Raw genomic sequence first — 16,896 nt, forward strand, 5'->3', positions numbered from 1 at the left:
GCTGCATTAACAACGTTGTTAAATAGTATGCAGAAGTGAAATATTATCTCGGATATTACGTCTGAATTCATCCCCTTTAACGGAGTTAATGATGGAATCGATAAAGACTCTTATTGAACAGATCAGCTGGTCCGCCATTATCACTGCCAGTTTGCGGATGGTGATTATATTTATTACTGCCTGGGTGGCGACGCGGTTGTTGAAATCGGCATTACAGCGCTTTGAAGTAAGGCTGGTTGGTAAGGCGGCTGCGCGTGGTGAGTCTTCACTGGAATCCAGAAAACGTATCGAAACCATTGTCAGGCTATTAAAACAAGCAGGCCTGTTGGCGATATGGATTACTTTCTTTCTGATTATATTAAGAGAAATTGGTGTGGAAGTTGGGCCTCTTATCGCCAGTGCTGGTATTGTTGGCTTGGCGATTGGGTTTGGCGCGCAAAATCTGGTGCGGGATGTGATTTCAGGCTTTTTTATTATTCTGGAAAATCAGATCCGAGTGGGGGATGTAGCCGTGATTAACGGCACCGGCGGTTTAGTTGAGGCTATCAATTTCCGTACTACCGTATTACGTGATCTAGCAGGTATTGTGCACTTTTTTCCAAACGGCACCATAACCACACTAAGCAATATGACGACTGAATGGTCAGCTTATGTGTTTGATATCGGTGTGGCCTATAAAGAAAATACTGATGAGGTAATACAAGCCATTCAGGAAGTGGCTGACGGACTGATGGCTGACGAAGATATGAAAAAATTGATTATCGAACCACCTGAAATTTTTGGTGTGGATAAACTCGATAATTCCGCGGTGATTATTAAAGGCAGAATTAAAACGCTGCCTATTCAACAGTGGACGGTTGGCCGGGAATTTTTAAGACGCATCAAACTCAGCTTTGATGAGAAAAATATTGAAATTCCATTCCCACACAGCACGATTTACTTTGGCGAAGCCAGCAAACCGTTTGATGTGAAACTGATGGAGGCAGCAGCGAATCAATCAAAAGAGACATAACCCCATTTCCCCTCACGTTTGACTGGTGCCAGACCATTATTAAATGGTTTGGCATCATCATACTGGGGTTGAATGACCAGCTCACCATATTGGTTAATATAACCATAATCCCAGTAATCCAGTGTCACTGCCGCCATACCTTCATGAAAAGACTGGCCCCATTTATATTGAGGTTTGATAATCACTTTGCCTGTTTCATCTAAGTAGCCGACTTTTCCGGCTTTCTCTACCCTTGCCAGACCGTCTTTGTATGACCAAGCATCGTCATAAACCGGACTAATCAGTTCTTTTCCTTGTATATCGATATAACCGTATTTACTGTTAAGCATCACAACAGCTTTACCTTCACTAAACGGTTGGGCGTGTTCATATTTTTTATCATTTAATACCTCACCATTTTCCGAGATAAACCACCAGCTTTGATTATCACTGACTAAGGCAATCTGCTGGCTAAATGAGTGAACCGCTTCGTATTGGGGCTGGATAATAGTATGACCAGCAGTATCTATATAGCCCCAGCCATCATTCGTTTTTATTGCTGCCAAGCCGTCACTAAAGCGTTTTGTGTCACGAAATTGCGCCTGAATAATCCATCTACCTTGTTTATCAATAAAGCCCCACGAGCCATATTGTTTTACGGCGGCTCTGTCTTCCTGAAAGATGTCTGCTTTATCAAATCGGGGAGAGATGACCCAGTCACCATCTGTATTAATAAATCCCCATTTGTCGTCTTCTAATGCTGCAGCAAGGCCCTCATTAAATGGTGTCAGCTTTTTATATGTGGCTGGAATGACAATCTGGCCTTTGGTATCGATAAATCCCCAGCGTTGATTAATACGGATCGGCGCAAGTCCTTCATTAAATGCTTTTATTTCAGTGTGCTTCTGTAGGGGCAGAACAAATTTCCCTAACGTATTGATAAGGCCAACATATGGGATGCCTTGTTTATTCTGTACAACGATAGCCGTGTCTTGATAGAAAGGACTCGCGGCATCAAAGTCATAATCGATGATTACTTTATTTGCATCAGCAACAGAGAAGGGCGTCAGAGAGACAAGCAGGATGGTTTTAATCATAAAACGTTTCATCATCATCACCTTTGACGTTGATTGTTAAGTCGAGTCTCTGCCGCTTAACGTGAATTTCACGTGAACCTAATAACAATATAAATCAATGATTTATTTTAGATGTATAGGGCTGTCAGAAATGAGGTATGCACATTGAGTCGAGGGCGTTATTGGCAGGTTTTTCAGCGTACAGTGACAGCACTAATGGTGTCGTTATGCAATGCTTGTTCGCCGGTGACGGTATTAAATGCATTGGTACCAGAAGACGGTTATCAAAAAATAGCGGATCAGGTCTATGGTGAGAAGAACAGACAAAAGCTGGATATTTACCTGCCGGGGACAACGCTGGGCACACAGCCACTAAAGACAATTGTTTTCTTTTATGGTGGTAGTTGGGACTCAGGCAGTAAGGACGATTATAAGTTTGTTGCAGAAGCCCTGACGGCTGCTGGTTATATTGTCATTATTCCTGATTATCGTTTATATCCTGAAGTAGTTTTTCCTGAATTTGTTGATGATGCTGCTCGCTCGATAGATTGGGTGTTTAAACACATCAATGACTACGGCGGTGACAAAAAGCAGGTGTTTATTGCCGGGCATTCAGCAGGTGCACATATTGCTGCGTTACTGAGTCTAAATGCTTCCTACTTGGTTAAATACGGATATAAGCCAACAGATATTCAAGGCATGGTAGGTTTGGCCGGACCTTATGATTTCTTGCCACTAAAAAGTCAGCGCTTAAAGCATATTTTTGGCCCTGAGTCAGAACGCTGGCAAAGTCAGCCTATTAATTTTGTGGATGGGCGAAACCCACCAATGTTATTGATGGTTGGCAATAAGGACCACACCGTTTTACCAAGAAATAGTATTCATCTGGCTGCAGAGATTGGACGGAACAATGGTCCGGTTCAACTTGTTGAATTTGAGTCTTTAGATCACGTTGCCATGGTTTCTCATTTAGCTAAACCATTGAGAGGTGATGATGAACTCAGAAAAACTATTGTGGATTTTATTAATCAGTTTTAGGGGCAGGTAATAAAGGTAATTGACTAAAATCAGGACAGATAGTGATGCTCAGCCCTGAGTCAGTTTGATTGTTGCCTTCCAGCAAAAATAAAGGGTAAGACTGACCAGCGGATAGCTGTGTTTCCGGCAGCTTGATTAAGAGCTGTTTATTATTGTTAATGGCAGTTGTTTCTACCGGTAGCCAATGGTCACCAGACTTGAGTAGCCATTTTTTGGCTGGGGTTTGAGTAGCGCCAGATAAGGTCAAGGTTTCGGTTGTTCTGACGCAGCCCGAGGGTGATAGGGACAATGATGAGGATTTGTCAGAATTGAGTGGTGTAAAACGATTCATACTGGGTTTTGTTACCGCTCTAACATCAGTGTCAGCATGGGCTTTTGATACAAACATTAGCTGCGATGTTAAGAAAAAAGGCACTGTTAACAAGAGTGCCTTGTACTGTAAATTCATCATATTCAGGCGGAAATACCTTTTGATGTCATCACAATCATTTTCTCAACCTGCATATCTTCCATTGTGTAAGGAATACCGCCTGTACCTAAACCGGAATGTTTTAAACCGGCAAAAGGCATCCAATCGACACGAAATGCCGTGTGTTCATTAATCATTACTGCAGATGCATCGAGTTTGTCAGCCACATACATTGCCGCATTTAACTCTCGGCTATATACCGAGGCCTGGAATGCAAATGGCAAACTGTTGGCTGCTGCCAGAGCGTCATCGACATCATCAAATGGATATACATTCACCACAGGGCCAAATACTTCTGAGGTACTAACTTTGGCATCAGCAGGTGGGTTAAATAACACGGTCGGAGCATAACAGTTATCATCCAGTGCTTTACCGCCGCACAGACATTCCGCACCTGCATCAATCGCTTCATTAACCCAATTATCAATCCGAGTTAGTTCAGACTTTTTGATGATGGGTCCCACTTCGGTATCGGCTGATACCGGATCACCTACCTTGAGTTGTTTAGCAGTTGTCGCCAATTTTTCTGCCAGTTGTCTGGCGATAGAGCTATGTGCGTAAATTCGTTGTACTGATACGCACACCTGGCCTGCATGATAAAAACCGCCTTTGCTAAGGCTTGGGATTGCAGCATCGATATCAGCATCCTCGGTAACAATAACCGGGGCAACACCACCATGTTCCAGAGCACAGCGGGTACCTGGGGCAAGTTTTGAGCGTAAATACCAGCCCACTTTAGCGCTGCCGATAAAGCTTAAAAATGCCACACGGTCATCGGTGACCAGAGACTCGGTATCTTCGTGACTTTCTGTTAGTAAAGCCTGACACCAGCCTTCCGGTAAGCCAGCTTTATGGAATATCTCAACCAGACGGAAACAGGATAAAGGTGTTTTTTCAGCAGGTTTTACAATGACCGGACAACCCGTTGCAATCGCTGGCCCGACCTGATGGGCTATAAGATTAAGCGGGTGGTTAAAGGCACTGATGGCAACAACCACGCCAATCGGTTCCTTGCGCATGGTGGTTAAACGATGTTGCGATGCCGGATTAATGCCCATAGGAATAGTATGAGGGGCATCATTACGCAAACCATCGATACAGGCACGAATACTATCAATGCAGCGAGCCATTTCGACTTGTGAATCAATAAGAGGTTTGCCGCCTTCTTTAGCAGCACCGATAGCGAGACTTTCTGCATCTGCTTTCATCATCTCAACAGCTTTTTCCAGAATGCCGATACGCTGAACAACAGTAAGCCACCGTGAGCGATCCTTAAATAGCGAATGCGCTGTAGTTAAGGCTTTATCGATATCCTCTTTATTTGCCTGATCGACAGTGCCGAGTAATTGTTCATTGAAGGGCGAGAAGACTTCCGCCCGGGAAGCATCCGTTTTTGATAAACCAGCGATCTTCAACGGAAAATGGGGCGTGGTCATTATATAAGCTCCTTATAAAATACAGATTTTTTGTTTCAGGCCTTCACTGAGGATCGAGTAATTCAGTGAGTAATCAACAGCCAAATCAATCAGGTGAACGCCTTTGGCATTGAGGGCGTAATCGAGTATTTTGATGAACTCCGCATGACTGGCTGGTCTATGACCAAAAGCGCCATAACTATCTGCGTATTTCACAAAATCGGGATTATTAAAGTTGAGGCCATAATCTTCAAAGCCCATGCCTTCTTGTTTCCATCTGATCATGCCATAGGCGTTGTCGTTGAATATCAACACCACCAAATCAAGGTCGAGTCTGACGGCGGTTTCCATTTCTTGTGAGTTCATCATAAAGCCGCCATCGCCACAGACAGCCATCACTTTTTGGTCCGGATTTAACATTTTTGCCATCATGGCTGTGGATAGTCCAGCCCCCATGGTGGCGAGTGCGTTGTCCAGCAGCAAGGAGTTGTAGTAATAACTTGGATAATTACGTGCAAACCAGATTTTATAGACACCATTATCCAGAGCGAGAATGTCTTCTTCACCCATGGCTTCACGAATAATGCGCACGGCACTTTGCGGCAGAATAGGGAAGCGTTCATCATCGCTATATTTTGACAGCCGCTCATTCACCTCTTGTTTTACTTTGTAATAGTAAGAAAAATCCCAGTGCGGCTGAATAGTTAATCCGGTGCGAAGACGGTTAATAGATGTCGCGATATCGCCAACTACATCGAGTTGAGGGAAATAGACAGGATCAATTTCTGCGGCGTGAAAATTAATATGAATAACCTGTGCACCACCATCTTTCATAAAAAATGGCGGTTTTTCTACTTCATCGTGTCCGACGTTAATGATGAGATCCGCTCGCTCAATAGCACAATGCAGGAAATCTGATTCAGACAAGGCTGCTGTACCCAGATAACTGTCATGTCGCTCATCAATTACCCCTTTACCCAACTGCGTGTTGAAAAAGGGGATACCGGTATGTTCGACGAATTTTGTTAAAGCAGCACTAGCCCGTTTACGGTTAGCACCGGCACCAATCAGTAATAGAGGCATTGATGCCTCTTCAATCATTTTCAGGGCGTGTTGAATCGTGCGGTTATCGGCATCAGGGCGACGGATAGTCTCCACTGTATAGATGCGTTGATGAGCTTCTTCAGCAGCAATATCTTCCGGAAGCTCAATATGCACCGCACCAGGTCTCTCTTCCACTGCAATCCGGAAGGCCTCTCGCACAATGGCGGCGATAGTACTGCCATGCACAACTTGTTTGGTGAACTTGGTGATGGGACGCAGCATGCTGACCACATCAACAATCTGAAACAACGCTTGTTTACTTTCTTTAATGGGTTTTTGCCCAGTAATGATCAGCATTGGCATACCACCAAGTTGCGCATAGGCAGCAGGGGTAACTAGATTCGTCGCACCAGGGCCGAGTGTTGATAGACAGACCCCGGGCTTGCCGGTGAGGCGACCATAGTTGGCAGCCATAAAGCCTGCGCCTTGTTCATGGCGAGTAATAATGAGCCTGATAGAGGAATGTTTTAAAGAATCAAGAAAATCCAGATTTTCTTCGCCGGGGATGCCGAAGATATATTCGACCCCTTCGTTTTCCAGTGCTTTGACGAGTAGGTCTGATGTTTTCATGATGCGTCCTTATCCGTTGGTTTCAGGGGGCCGATCTGTGTTCTGTTGTACTCGATTATATAGTGATCATTCAACTTAGGGCTATGGGTTAATAATGCCAATTTCAACCCGACGGTTTATAGCACGCCCTTGTGAGGTCAGATTAGAGCGAATAGGCCTGGTGTCAGCATAGGCCTCGACTCTGAATTGTGCCGGTTTTAGTGCTTTGTTACGCAACAGTGCATGCACTACAGACGTTGCCCTAGCTGCGGACAACTCCCAGTTGGAGCGATAATTCAGATTGCTCAGCGGTACATTGTCTGTATGTCCTGCGACTACAAAAGTGGTGTTCAGTTCCGTCAGCACATCAGAGATATGTGCAAGTACTGGCAGAATACCTGGTTTTAATGTTGCTTGCCCGGAAGAGAAAGAGGCATTTTCATTAATACGAATGATGACACGATCATCAATCTTTTCAAGACTAAGCTGGCCAGCAGTAATGGCCTTAACAAACTTTTTCTGTAATGTTGCCATTAGACTATTTAATTTAGCCTGTTGATACAAATTGGCGTCATGTATTTTGATGACATTCTCATCATTGCGGCTCTCCTGAAAAATTTTGGAGAGAGGAGACGGTGTATCAGAGGGGGACGGTGAGAAGGTTTGTTTGATGATACTGGTGGCTTTGATAACCTCATCTGGCGTGTCTTTTTTCACCCCAAATGCATTTTCCATTGAACGAACCACAACCTTATATTTAAGCGCATCAATTTCTGCCATACTTAGCAGCAGCACAAAAAAACACAGTAATAATGTCATCAGATCTGCAAACGTTGCCAGATATCGAGGTATTCCACTGCTCTGTTTCTTCATATTTGGTCGATACTGGTTCAGGTTAGTCAAATATTTCCACTTTTATTCCTGATGATTGAGTTAAATAGCCAATATAGCGTCCGTATTGCGTGAGAGATATTGCTATACCAATCAATCCCATACACGTTAATATGTTGCATTAGTCATTCTGTTGCAAGCACTACCGTGGTGACAGATGTTTAGTTTGAGTATAACCGTGATAGGTCGCTTATCTATGTTGCTGTCTTTGGCCTACGCCGACTCTATATGTGTAAAGAGCTTTTATTTATGCTGTTAAAGCGATAGTTAGTTATGTACACCAACACATACACAAGAATGGCATTTTATAGCATCCTCGCTGTACTAGCTGTGATCTTCATCTCAATCGCGACGATTATCAGTCGGCATATAGACGATAACTACAAAGCGGAACAATTTGTTGATACACAAGCCCTTCTCAACAAGTATCAAAGCCGTATCAACTCTGAATTACAAGGCCATATCCAACTCGTTCGTGGCCTGCCAAGTCTCTTTGCTGTGAACCCACAGTTATCACAACAACAATTTGCCATGGCGGTCAGTTATCTAGTTGAAAGTGATACAGAAATTCGCAATATTGCTGCTGCGCCAGACATGGTCATCAGATACATTTATCCAATAGCGGGCAATGTGCAGGCTCTGGGACTGGATTATCGTAAGGAACCTGCACAGTTTGAGGCTGCAGATAGGGCAAGGCGTACCCGTGAATTAGTATTAGCCGGTCCGGTTCAATTAAAACAGGGAGGTATGGGGTTGATCACACGTATTCCTGTTTTTTTAAACGATGAGGCTACTGGTGAAGAATATTTTTGGGGTCTTATTTCAGCCGTTATTGATGTCGACAAGTTTTTTAATAAAGTCGGTTTGAATGATCCTTTGCCCTTCAAGCTGGCAATACGTGGCAAAGATAGTCTTGGTCGGCAAGGTGCTGTGTTTTATGGTGATCCAGCATTGTTTCAGCAACCGACGTTGATACAGACACTCAAGTTACCCGAGGGGGAGTGGATACTCGCTGCTGAACCTAAAGGCGGTTGGTCAGCATTGCCAGAAAATTACTGGCAGCAAGTGGTAGCTATTTACGGCATCGCGACCCTTGTTTTTTTATTATTGGCAGCCATTATCCGCTTTGTGCTGGTTGCATCTATTGCTAACTATAAATACCGCAACCTGATTCAATCTTCGCCAGTGCCTTACGTGTTGATGGATAAACAACGACGAGTGACGTTTATCAATCAGGCATTTAAAGAGACCTTCGGCTATTCTCTGGAGGATGTTGAGTCTCTGCCGAACTGGCGGCAATTGATCGCTCAGGTTCAGCAACAACGAGAAAAAGTGAAACAGGATTTCGTGACTGAACTGTCTCATATCAGCAGTATGAGTAGTGCGTTTGAGATTGAGGTTGAGACAAAGTCTGGCAAACGTCGTGTTGTACTGGTCAGCTCGTCTATTGTTGAAAATACCTTTGGTGATGAAACGTTACTGGTCATATACGACATCACTGTGCGTAAAGAAGCAGAAGAACAATTACGGTTTTCTTCGCGTGTATTTAATCAAGCACATGAAGCGATCATGATCACCGATACCAGAGGTGTGATTACTGATGTTAATCCGGCTTTTTGCAACATCACGGGTTACAGTCGCGAAGAAGCTATTGGTCATACTCCTCATCTATTGAGTTCTGATAAACATCCTCCTGAATTTTTCCAGAATATGTGGAAATCAATAACTGAGCATGGCTACTGGCAAGGTGAGGTATGGAATTGTAGAAAAAATGGTGAGTTATATGCTGAATTATTAACTGTCTCTTCCTTAACGGATGATGACGGCGCGACTCGACATTTTGTTGGTTTATTTTCAGATATTACCCAGGCAAAAGAACAGCAGGATATTCTGGAGCTGATGGCACATTATGATGTGCTGACAAAGCTGCCCAATCGAGTGTTATTTGCTGATCGTTTTTCACAAGCGGTAGCTCACTGCAAACGCTCTGATACCATGCTGGCCATTTGTTTTGTTGATCTGGATGACTTTAAACCCGTTAACGATACCTATGGTCATGATATTGGTGACCAACTGCTTATCGAGGTTGCTAACAGATTAAAAAGCAATGTTCGTGAAGAAGACACGATTTCACGTTTTGGTGGTGATGAGTTTGCCATTATTTTTCGTGATGTTGAGTCAGTCGAAGAGTGTGAAGAGATGCTGAAACGCATCCACCAATCCATTGCTCAACCTTATCATGTGGATGATTTACGTCTGAATATCAGTGCATCAAGTGGGGTCAGTTTTTATACCCAGGAAAATGATGATCTTGATACTTTACTGCGTCATGCTGATCAAAGTATGTATCAGGCGAAATTATCTGGACGTAATCATTATCAACTGTTCAACCCGGCTGATAATCAGTTGAATATTGAAAAACAACAGTTATTACATGATATTCGCCAAGGCTTGCAAAGCAATGAGTTCCGATTGTTTTACCAGCCGAAAGTCAATATGACGACCGGCGAGGTGTTCGGCATGGAAGCTTTGATCCGTTGGCAACATCCGACGCGTGGATTGTTAACGCCGCTGAAGTTTTTACCGCTGATTGCCGACAGTGAATTAGAAATTGAAATGGGTCAGTGGGTTTTACAACAAGCACTTCATCAACTTCAGTTGTTACATCATGCAGGCTATCGCATCTCATTAAGTGTCAATATCGCCTCTTACCACTTGCAGTCAGCCTACTTTGTAGAAAACGTGGAAGCTATACTGAATCAGTATCCGGACATTAGTGCGGAATATCTGCAACTGGAAATTGTGGAAACATCAGCACTGGGTGATATTGGTGCTATCACTAAGGTTATCAGAAAGTGTAAAGACTCTATCGGCGTCTCTGTGGCTTTAGATGATTTTGGCACCGGCTATTCCTCATTGACCCATTTACGCCACTTGAATGCAGATACCATTAAGATTGACCAGAGTTTCATTCGTGACATGCTTGACGACCCTCAGGATTACACGATTGTGGATGGTGTGACTGGACTGGCGGAAGCGTTTAACCGACAAGTTATCGCAGAAGGTGTCGAAAGTGTTGAACATGGTTTGATGTTATTGCTGATTGGCTGTGAGAATGCACAAGGCTATGGTATTGCCAAGCCGATGCCGAGTGAAGAGCTTATTCCTTGGCTGGAGCAATACCATGCTGAACCTCAGTGGCTGGCTGCTGTTGACTTACTGTTCTCGCCTCGACAAAAAGCCTTACGCTTTTTATCTCTGACACTGGAACGTTGGCGAAAAGTCTTTTTAAACCATTTCGATGAAAACAAAGACACTTCGATATCACTACCATGGCCGATAATGGATGTTCATTATTGTCACTGTGGAACATGGATCGAACGGGTTAAAAATCAGAACTTATTCGAAGAATCTTGGGTGACTGAGCTTACAAAAATACATCAGGAATGGCACAGACTGGCTACGCAAATGCGAGAATATGCTCTAGCTGAGAATCTGTCTGAGGCAATGGTCTCTGTTGAACAGTTTGAAAAGATATATCAGCGATTATTATTCATGATTAATGGTGTCGAAAGCGTGGCATTTTTCACGACAAGAGAGTCGGGTCAGAACTAAGTCATAATAATTTCAGTCACAACAGAAATTGAATAAAAGGGTGAAAGGAAATGCGGTTTTTGCTTCCCATATTGATGTTGCTTCTTAGTGCCTGCAGTAATTTACCTGTGGCGATAAAAGAGGCTCCGAAGCCTGATTGGCAGCTGAGTCAGGTCGCGATAAAGGCGGAGCAGCATAAAGGTGATGCTATCCGCTGGGGCGGACAAGTGGTAAAAGTGGAAAATGATAATAACGGTTCCACTATCCATGTTGTTCAGTTTCCATTGAATGGTTTTGGACGACCAGATAGTGATGGTGTCAGTCAGGGACGTTTTCTCATTCATTCAGATAGTTTTATTGATCCCTATATTTATAAAGCGGGCACATTAATTACCGTCGCCGGCATTGTGGCAAACAAAGAGACAGTCACTATCGATAAGAAATCGATGAGCTTACCGGTAGTGACTGCTACTCAATTGTATCGCTGGAGTAAGGATGATTACTCGCGTGATCCTTACTGGCGTGGTCATCCTTATTATTACGACCCCTTCGCCTTTGGCCCCTATTACGGGCCAGGCTTACGACCAGCGTGGGGTTATTACAATGGCTACTATTGGTAGCTTATTCGACAATCTCAATTAGAGTCTCACCCGGCGTAACACGGTCAGCTTTTTTCACATGCAGTGCTTTAACTGTGCCAGAGATATTAGCCAGCAACTCGGTTTCCATTTTCATGGCTTCCATGACTAATAAGGCCTGACCAGCTTCCACTTTGTCGCCTTCTGCTACCAGAACTTCAACCACATTACCTGGCAATGGTGCTGTGACATGACCCGGATCGGTCGCTTTCTTGCGACCACCGGCATTACTACCGCTGTCGTTGACGTATTCGTTTAAAGCTTCGAAGGTTACTTCTTCCGGCATGCCATCTATAGAAATGTAGAATTTGCGTTTGCCACCACCGACATCACCGACACCCGTGATGGCGATATCGTAGCTTTCACCATGAACATCGACTTTAAACTCTGTGGCAATGCCTTCTTTATTATTACTGGCTTCAGTCACCGGTAATAATGGTTCTGGTTTCAAGGTACCTTCAGCACGTTGTTGCAGGAATTCACGGCCAAGATCAGGGAACATAGCAAACGTCAGCACATCTTCTTCAGATTTAGCTAAGTCACCAATATCCGCTCTCAGCTTATTAAGTTCAGGTGACAGCGCATCAGCAGGACGAGACTCAATGACTTCTTCGTTACCAATCGCTTTTTTCTGCAATTGAGCATTAACAGGTGCGGGTGGCTGACCGTAACCACCTTGTAAATAACGTTTTACTTCATTAGTGATGGTTTTGTAACGTTCGCCTGCTAAAACGTTATATACCGCTTGAGTACCCACAATCTGTGATGTTGGCGTCACCAGTGGTGGATAACCCAGGTCTTCACGGACGCGTGGAATTTCAGCAAATACGTCACGAATTCTGTCGAGTGCGTTTTGTTCTTTTAATTGGTTGGCCAGATTTGACATCATGCCGCCTGGGACCTGATTAATCTGAACTGACACATCTTCGCCAGTAAATTCGCTCTCAAACTGATGATATTTTTTGCGAACTTCGCGGAAATAGTCGGCAATTTCGGATAACAAGTTGAGATCAAGGCCGGTATCCCATTCAGTATTACGCAGTGCGGCGACTTGAGATTCCGTGGCTGGATGGCTGGTACCATTGGCAAATGAAGAAATAGCGGTATCAATACGATCCACACCCGCTTCAATCGCTTTGAGCTGACATTGTGCTGCCAGACCTGAAGTGGAGTGAGAGTGAATGACTAAAGGTAAATCGACTTCAGATTTAATCGCTTTCACTAAATCATAGGTCGGATAAGGGGCTAATAAACCGGCCATATCTTTAATCGCAATCGAGTCTGCGCCCATGTTTTGCAGATCTTTGGCCTGTTTCACAAACAGCTCTGGGGTATGAACCGGGCTGGTGGTGTAGCTGATGGTGCCTTGAGCATGTTTACCAGCTTTTTTCACTGCTTTCATCGCAGTTTCAAGATTGCGCAGGTCATTCAGGGCATCAAAAATACGGAAGACATCAATACCGTTTTCAGCCGCGCGTTCGACAAAAGCACTGACTACATCATCAGCGTAGTGACGGTAACCCAGCAGGTTTTGACCGCGTAATAACATTTGTAAACGGGTATTGGGTAAGGCTTGTTTTAATTGTCTGAGTCTTTCCCATGGATCTTCTTTTAGATAACGCACACAGGCATCAAATGTTGCGCCGCCCCAGACTTCAAGTGACCAATAACCGACCTGGTCGAGTTTGTCACAGATAGGCAGCATATCGTCAGTGCGCATACGGGTGGCGATAAGTGATTGGTGAGCATCACGCAGAATGACATCAGTAACTTCAATTTTTTTCATAAAATCTCCAGCAGTGTTTAAGGCTTACCAGCCTGCATGGGCTGCGATTGCAGTGGCCAAAGCCAGCGCCACTGCGCTGGGACGTCGTTTATTCGAATAATTAAGTAATTCCGGGTGGTTAGGCACAAAGCTTGTGTCGAAATGACCAGAGCGGAAATCAGGATGATTGAGAATCTGTTTGTAATAATTTTCTGTGGTTTTAATACCATGCAGACGCATATCATCCAGAGCGCGCTGACCGCGGCTAATCGCATCTTCCCAATCCAGTGCCCAGACCACCAGTTTCAGACACATGGAGTCGAAATATGGCGGAATTTCATAACCGGTATAAATAGCGGTATCAACACGGACACCTGGACCGCCTGGTGCATAATAGTGAGTGATGCGTCCGAAACTGGGCAGGAAATCATTTTTCGGATCTTCGGCATTAATACGGAACTGCAGGGCAAAACCGCGATAGGCGATATCCTGCTGGCGGTAACTCAGTGGTAAACCAGACGCGATGCGTAACTGTTCACGCACAATATCAATACCGGTAATTTGTTCGGTAATGGTATGTTCGACCTGGACTCGCGTATTCATTTCCATGAAATACACCTCATTACCAGTCAGTAAGAACTCGACTGTGCCGGCATTTTCATAGTTAACTGCTTGAGCCGCTTTCACGGCGAGACCACCGACATAATCACGTTGCTCAGGAGTCAGTTGTGGACTCGGTGCAATTTCAATTAATTTCTGATTACGGCGCTGAATAGAGCAATCTCGCTCATATAAATGCACTACATTGCCTTCGCTATCAGCAAGGATTTGAACCTCAATATGGCGTGGATTCACGATGCATTTCTCAAGGAAAACTTCCGCTGAACCAAAGGCTTTTGTCGCTTCAGAAATGACTCGTGGATATTGTTGACGCAGTTCATTGGCACTATCACAACGACGAATACCACGCCCCCCCCCACCTGATGTGGCCTTGATCATCACCGGGTAACCAACTTCTTCAGCAAGGGCTAACGCTTCGTCTAAATCTGCTAAGTTGCCGTCAGAACCGGGTGTAATGGGGACACCAGCATCACGCATGCTGTCACGGGCTGCGGTTTTGTCACCCATCTTTTCGATGACACTGGATTTAGGCCCAACAAAGGTGATGTTATTTTTTTCACACAAACGGGCAAATTCGGCATTTTCAGATAAAAAACCATAGCCAGGGTGGATGGCATCGCAGCCAGTTTCTACCGCTAAGTTCACAATGCGTAATGGATCAAGATAACCAGCAAGTGGGTCATCACCAAGTGAATAGGATTCGTCGGCACGTTTTACGTGTAATGCATAACGATCGGGTTCGGTATAAATAGCGACTGAACGAATGCCCATCTCTGCACATGCGCGGACTATGCGCACGGCAATTTCACCACGATTGGCGATTAACACTTTTTTCAACATGAGCTACTCCAGATTGAATCTAGGAAATAGGCTAGAGTAATTCATACATAATGAAAAATTGATATAATTTTGATTAGTGATAAGTAATAGCTTATGTATAAGGTTTTTTCATTTTTATGTCATTGACTTTACAGCAATTAATCAGTCGACTGTCCTTTCGTCAAATGCAGGTATTTCTTGCAGTGTATCAACAACAAGGTTATGGGAAGGGGGCAGAAAGCCTAGGTCTGACTCAGCCAGCCGTCAGTTCACAAATTAAAAAGCTTGAGTCGGCTTTGGGTCAGCCACTATTTGAATATGTTGGTCGTAAGCTCTACTGCACACGTGCGGGGGAGAGGGTTGCAGAACATATTGAAGCCATTTTTGAGCAAGTGGCGAGCTTGCAAAGTGATCTACACCGACTTGAGGGAAAACTTTCCGGTGAACTAAACCTATGTGCGGTCAGTTCAGCCCAATATGCGGTGCCGCATTTATTACGCGGATTTTTACAGCTATATCCATCGGTAAATGTGAACCTGAATATTGTTAACCGTACTCAGGCAATCGAGCGCCTTAACGATAATAAAGAAGACCTGGTGATTATGGGACTGGTGCCTAATGATCGCTCATTATCGTCTTTACCCTTTCTGGACAATGAACTGATACCGGTTGTGCCCGTCCATCATCCGCTTGCGACAAAAAAGAATATTCATCCTCAGCAGTTTCTTGATGCCCAGCTATTGAGTCGTGAAACGGGCTCCGGTAATCGCCTCGCTCTTGAGCAACATTGTCAGCAACAGCGTTTATCGTTGAACGTAAAGATGCAGTTTGGCTCTAACGATGCTTTGAAACATGCTGTTTTAGCGGGATTAGGTGTGGCTGTTTTACCCAGATTAAGTGTGTTATCTGAATTGCGTCTGGGTCAGTTGGTGAGCCCGATAATCAAAGGTTTTCCACTACGGCGCAGTTGGTGTCTTGTCTCGCCCCAAGGCAAACATGCGACACCAGTTACCCAAGCCTTTTTAGAATATGTCCAGACGAACTTAAAAGAAATTCATCAATATTTTCAATCGCTTGATATTGTTTAGGGTTTGCTTAACAACTCGTCAATATTGATCTGATGATTGGCGCGATGAATCTTAGATTGCAGATAAAGATGATTATGGCGATTGGCAAATACCCCAGTTGGTCGAGTGCCGTGAACCTCAATACCGGCATTTTCCAGTTGCTGGCGTTTGTCTGGGTTATTGGTCATCAGCATAATCTGATTTAAACCGAGCGCGTTTAGAATATCAGCCGCCGCTTGATAATCCCTTTCATCAACGTTGTGGCCGAGTTCAAGATTGGCGGTAAAGGTGTCATGTCCCTGTTCTTGCAAGCGATAGGCATCCAGCTTTTCATAAAGGCCAATACCGCGGCCTTCCTGACGCAGATACAGTAAATAACCACCTTCTTTATTAAATAAACTCAATGCTTCCTGTAATTGCGGCCCACAATCGCAACGTGCAGAACCCAATGCATCACCCGTCACACATTCAGAGTGCAGACGTACAAGTGGGTGTTTTGGATCTGGCGTGCCGAGTTTCAATGCAAAATGTTCTTTGCCATCGGCTAAACCTGAAAAACTATACATTTCTGCCATTGCTTCACTGCCATCAGCAAGAATGATCGGCAACTGAACCGTTGTTCGAATGGTTACAGCTGACGTGTCTGTGGAAGAGCGAAAACAGTGTTTAATTCGTCTGAGCAGCGCAGTGAATAGGTTAGGGCGGTTTGTGTTCACAATGTAAGGCAACGTTAAATAAAGCAATCGGCAATTTTACTGCATCTGACTCTTTTTAAGAATAATTTATTGAAATAATGGAAGGTTTTCCCGCTGCAAGCGCGGTTAATACCACCATCATCAGATTGAAATATCTCTGACGC

Annotated in this window: 13 protein-coding genes; 5 read left to right on the forward strand and 8 right to left on the reverse strand. The window is 44.2% G+C overall.

All coding sequences use genetic code 11. The annotated features are described in order from the left end of the window. Positions 1 to 91 precede the first annotated feature (91 nt). The gene (locus BM232_RS04785) at positions 92 to 1,012 is read left to right on the forward strand and encodes a mechanosensitive ion channel family protein (protein ID WP_091712036.1); all 921 of its coding nucleotides are present in this window, start codon (positions 92 to 94) and stop codon (positions 1,010 to 1,012) included. On the opposite strand, the gene BM232_RS04790 is transcribed toward BM232_RS04785, so the two are convergent. Next, positions 994 to 2,100 (reverse strand): WG repeat-containing protein, encoded by a 1,107-nt coding sequence (locus BM232_RS04790; RefSeq protein ID WP_177207250.1) that lies wholly within the window; start codon positions 2,098 to 2,100, stop codon positions 994 to 996. The genes BM232_RS04785 and BM232_RS04790 overlap by 19 nt on opposite strands. Before the next feature lie 99 nt (positions 2,101 to 2,199). Between BM232_RS04790 and BM232_RS04795 the strand changes: the two genes are divergently transcribed. Then, entirely contained in the window at positions 2,200 to 3,105 is a 906-nt protein-coding gene (locus BM232_RS04795; protein ID WP_091712038.1) for an alpha/beta hydrolase, read from the forward strand. Here BM232_RS04795 and BM232_RS04800 read toward each other — a convergent pair. The 4 genes from BM232_RS04800 to BM232_RS04815 all read right to left on the reverse strand — a co-directional run bounded on the left by BM232_RS04800 (position 3,092) and on the right by BM232_RS04815 (position 7,515). Further along, entirely contained in the window at positions 3,092 to 3,493 is a 402-nt protein-coding gene (locus tag BM232_RS04800) for a hypothetical protein (RefSeq protein ID WP_143092258.1), read from the reverse strand. The genes BM232_RS04795 and BM232_RS04800 overlap by 14 nt on opposite strands. Before the next feature lie 65 nt (positions 3,494 to 3,558). Then, complete coding sequence (locus tag BM232_RS04805) at positions 3,559 to 5,010, reverse strand: aldehyde dehydrogenase family protein (protein WP_091712040.1); 1,452 nt, start codon at positions 5,008 to 5,010, stop codon at positions 3,559 to 3,561. Between the two features lie 12 nt (positions 5,011 to 5,022). Then, positions 5,023 to 6,663, reverse strand: coding sequence for an acetolactate synthase large subunit (locus tag BM232_RS04810; RefSeq protein WP_091712041.1), 1,641 nt, complete (start codon positions 6,661 to 6,663; stop codon positions 5,023 to 5,025). Between the two features lie 81 nt (positions 6,664 to 6,744). After that, complete coding sequence (locus BM232_RS04815; protein WP_091712042.1) at positions 6,745 to 7,515, reverse strand: flagellar motor protein MotB; 771 nt, start codon at positions 7,513 to 7,515, stop codon at positions 6,745 to 6,747. Between the two features lie 291 nt (positions 7,516 to 7,806). On the opposite strand from BM232_RS04815, the gene BM232_RS04820 reads away from it, so the two are divergent. Together BM232_RS04820 and BM232_RS04825 are read left to right on the forward strand one after the other, a co-directional pair. Continuing rightward, positions 7,807 to 11,148 carry an EAL domain-containing protein gene (locus tag BM232_RS04820; protein WP_091712043.1) on the forward strand — a complete coding sequence of 1,114 codons (3,342 nt, stop codon included), beginning with the start codon at positions 7,807 to 7,809 and terminating at the stop codon, positions 11,146 to 11,148. A gap of 50 nt (positions 11,149 to 11,198) precedes the next feature. Then, a complete protein-coding gene (locus tag BM232_RS04825) occupies positions 11,199 to 11,747 on the forward strand; it encodes a Slp family lipoprotein (protein WP_091712044.1) in 549 nt (182 codons plus the stop codon). Position 11,748: 1 nt separating this feature from the next. Here the strand turns inward: BM232_RS04825 and oadA are convergent, their stop codons facing one another. Beyond that, positions 11,749 to 13,551, reverse strand: coding sequence for a sodium-extruding oxaloacetate decarboxylase subunit alpha (oadA, locus tag BM232_RS04830; protein ID WP_091712045.1), 1,803 nt, complete (start codon positions 13,549 to 13,551; stop codon positions 11,749 to 11,751). 24 nt (positions 13,552 to 13,575) lie between these two features. Next, positions 13,576 to 14,991 carry an acetyl-CoA carboxylase biotin carboxylase subunit gene (locus BM232_RS04835; protein ID WP_091712046.1) on the reverse strand — a complete coding sequence of 472 codons (1,416 nt, stop codon included), beginning with the start codon at positions 14,989 to 14,991 and terminating at the stop codon, positions 13,576 to 13,578. A gap of 116 nt (positions 14,992 to 15,107) precedes the next feature. On the opposite strand from BM232_RS04835, the gene BM232_RS04840 reads away from it, so the two are divergent. Beyond that, positions 15,108 to 16,058: a LysR family transcriptional regulator gene (locus BM232_RS04840; protein WP_091712047.1), complete on the forward strand. Its 951-nt coding sequence runs from the start codon at positions 15,108 to 15,110 to the stop codon at positions 16,056 to 16,058. Here BM232_RS04840 and BM232_RS04845 read toward each other — a convergent pair. Further along, entirely contained in the window at positions 16,055 to 16,753 is a 699-nt protein-coding gene (locus BM232_RS04845) for a GTP cyclohydrolase II (protein WP_245752815.1), read from the reverse strand. The genes BM232_RS04840 and BM232_RS04845 overlap by 4 nt on opposite strands. Positions 16,754 to 16,896: the final 143 nt, after the last annotated feature.

This window comes from Methylophaga sulfidovorans (assembly GCF_900114205.1).
Taxonomy (GTDB): Bacteria; Pseudomonadota; Gammaproteobacteria; order Nitrosococcales; family Methylophagaceae; genus Methylophaga; species Methylophaga sulfidovorans.

Bases quoted from the DNA above. Each gene is read 5' to 3' on its own strand.
- BM232_RS04785 (WP_091712036.1), top strand. From the start codon at position 92: ATGGAATCGATAAAGACTCTTATTGAACAGATCAGCTGGTCCGCCATT.
- BM232_RS04790 (WP_177207250.1), bottom strand. From the start codon at position 2,100: ATGAAACGTTTTATGATTAAAACCATCCTGCTTGTCTCTCTGACGCCC.
- BM232_RS04795 (WP_091712038.1), top strand. From the start codon at position 2,200: ATGTATAGGGCTGTCAGAAATGAGGTATGCACATTGAGTCGAGGGCGT.
- BM232_RS04800 (WP_143092258.1), bottom strand. From the start codon at position 3,493: ATGTTTGTATCAAAAGCCCATGCTGACACTGATGTTAGAGCGGTAACA.
- BM232_RS04805 (WP_091712040.1), bottom strand. From the start codon at position 5,010: ATGACCACGCCCCATTTTCCGTTGAAGATCGCTGGTTTATCAAAAACG.
- BM232_RS04810 (WP_091712041.1), bottom strand. From the start codon at position 6,663: ATGAAAACATCAGACCTACTCGTCAAAGCACTGGAAAACGAAGGGGTC.
- BM232_RS04815 (WP_091712042.1), bottom strand. From the start codon at position 7,515: ATGAAGAAACAGAGCAGTGGAATACCTCGATATCTGGCAACGTTTGCA.
- BM232_RS04820 (WP_091712043.1), top strand. From the start codon at position 7,807: ATGTACACCAACACATACACAAGAATGGCATTTTATAGCATCCTCGCT.
- BM232_RS04825 (WP_091712044.1), top strand. From the start codon at position 11,199: ATGCGGTTTTTGCTTCCCATATTGATGTTGCTTCTTAGTGCCTGCAGT.
- oadA (WP_091712045.1), bottom strand. From the start codon at position 13,551: ATGAAAAAAATTGAAGTTACTGATGTCATTCTGCGTGATGCTCACCAA.
- BM232_RS04835 (WP_091712046.1), bottom strand. From the start codon at position 14,991: ATGTTGAAAAAAGTGTTAATCGCCAATCGTGGTGAAATTGCCGTGCGC.
- BM232_RS04840 (WP_091712047.1), top strand. From the start codon at position 15,108: ATGTCATTGACTTTACAGCAATTAATCAGTCGACTGTCCTTTCGTCAA.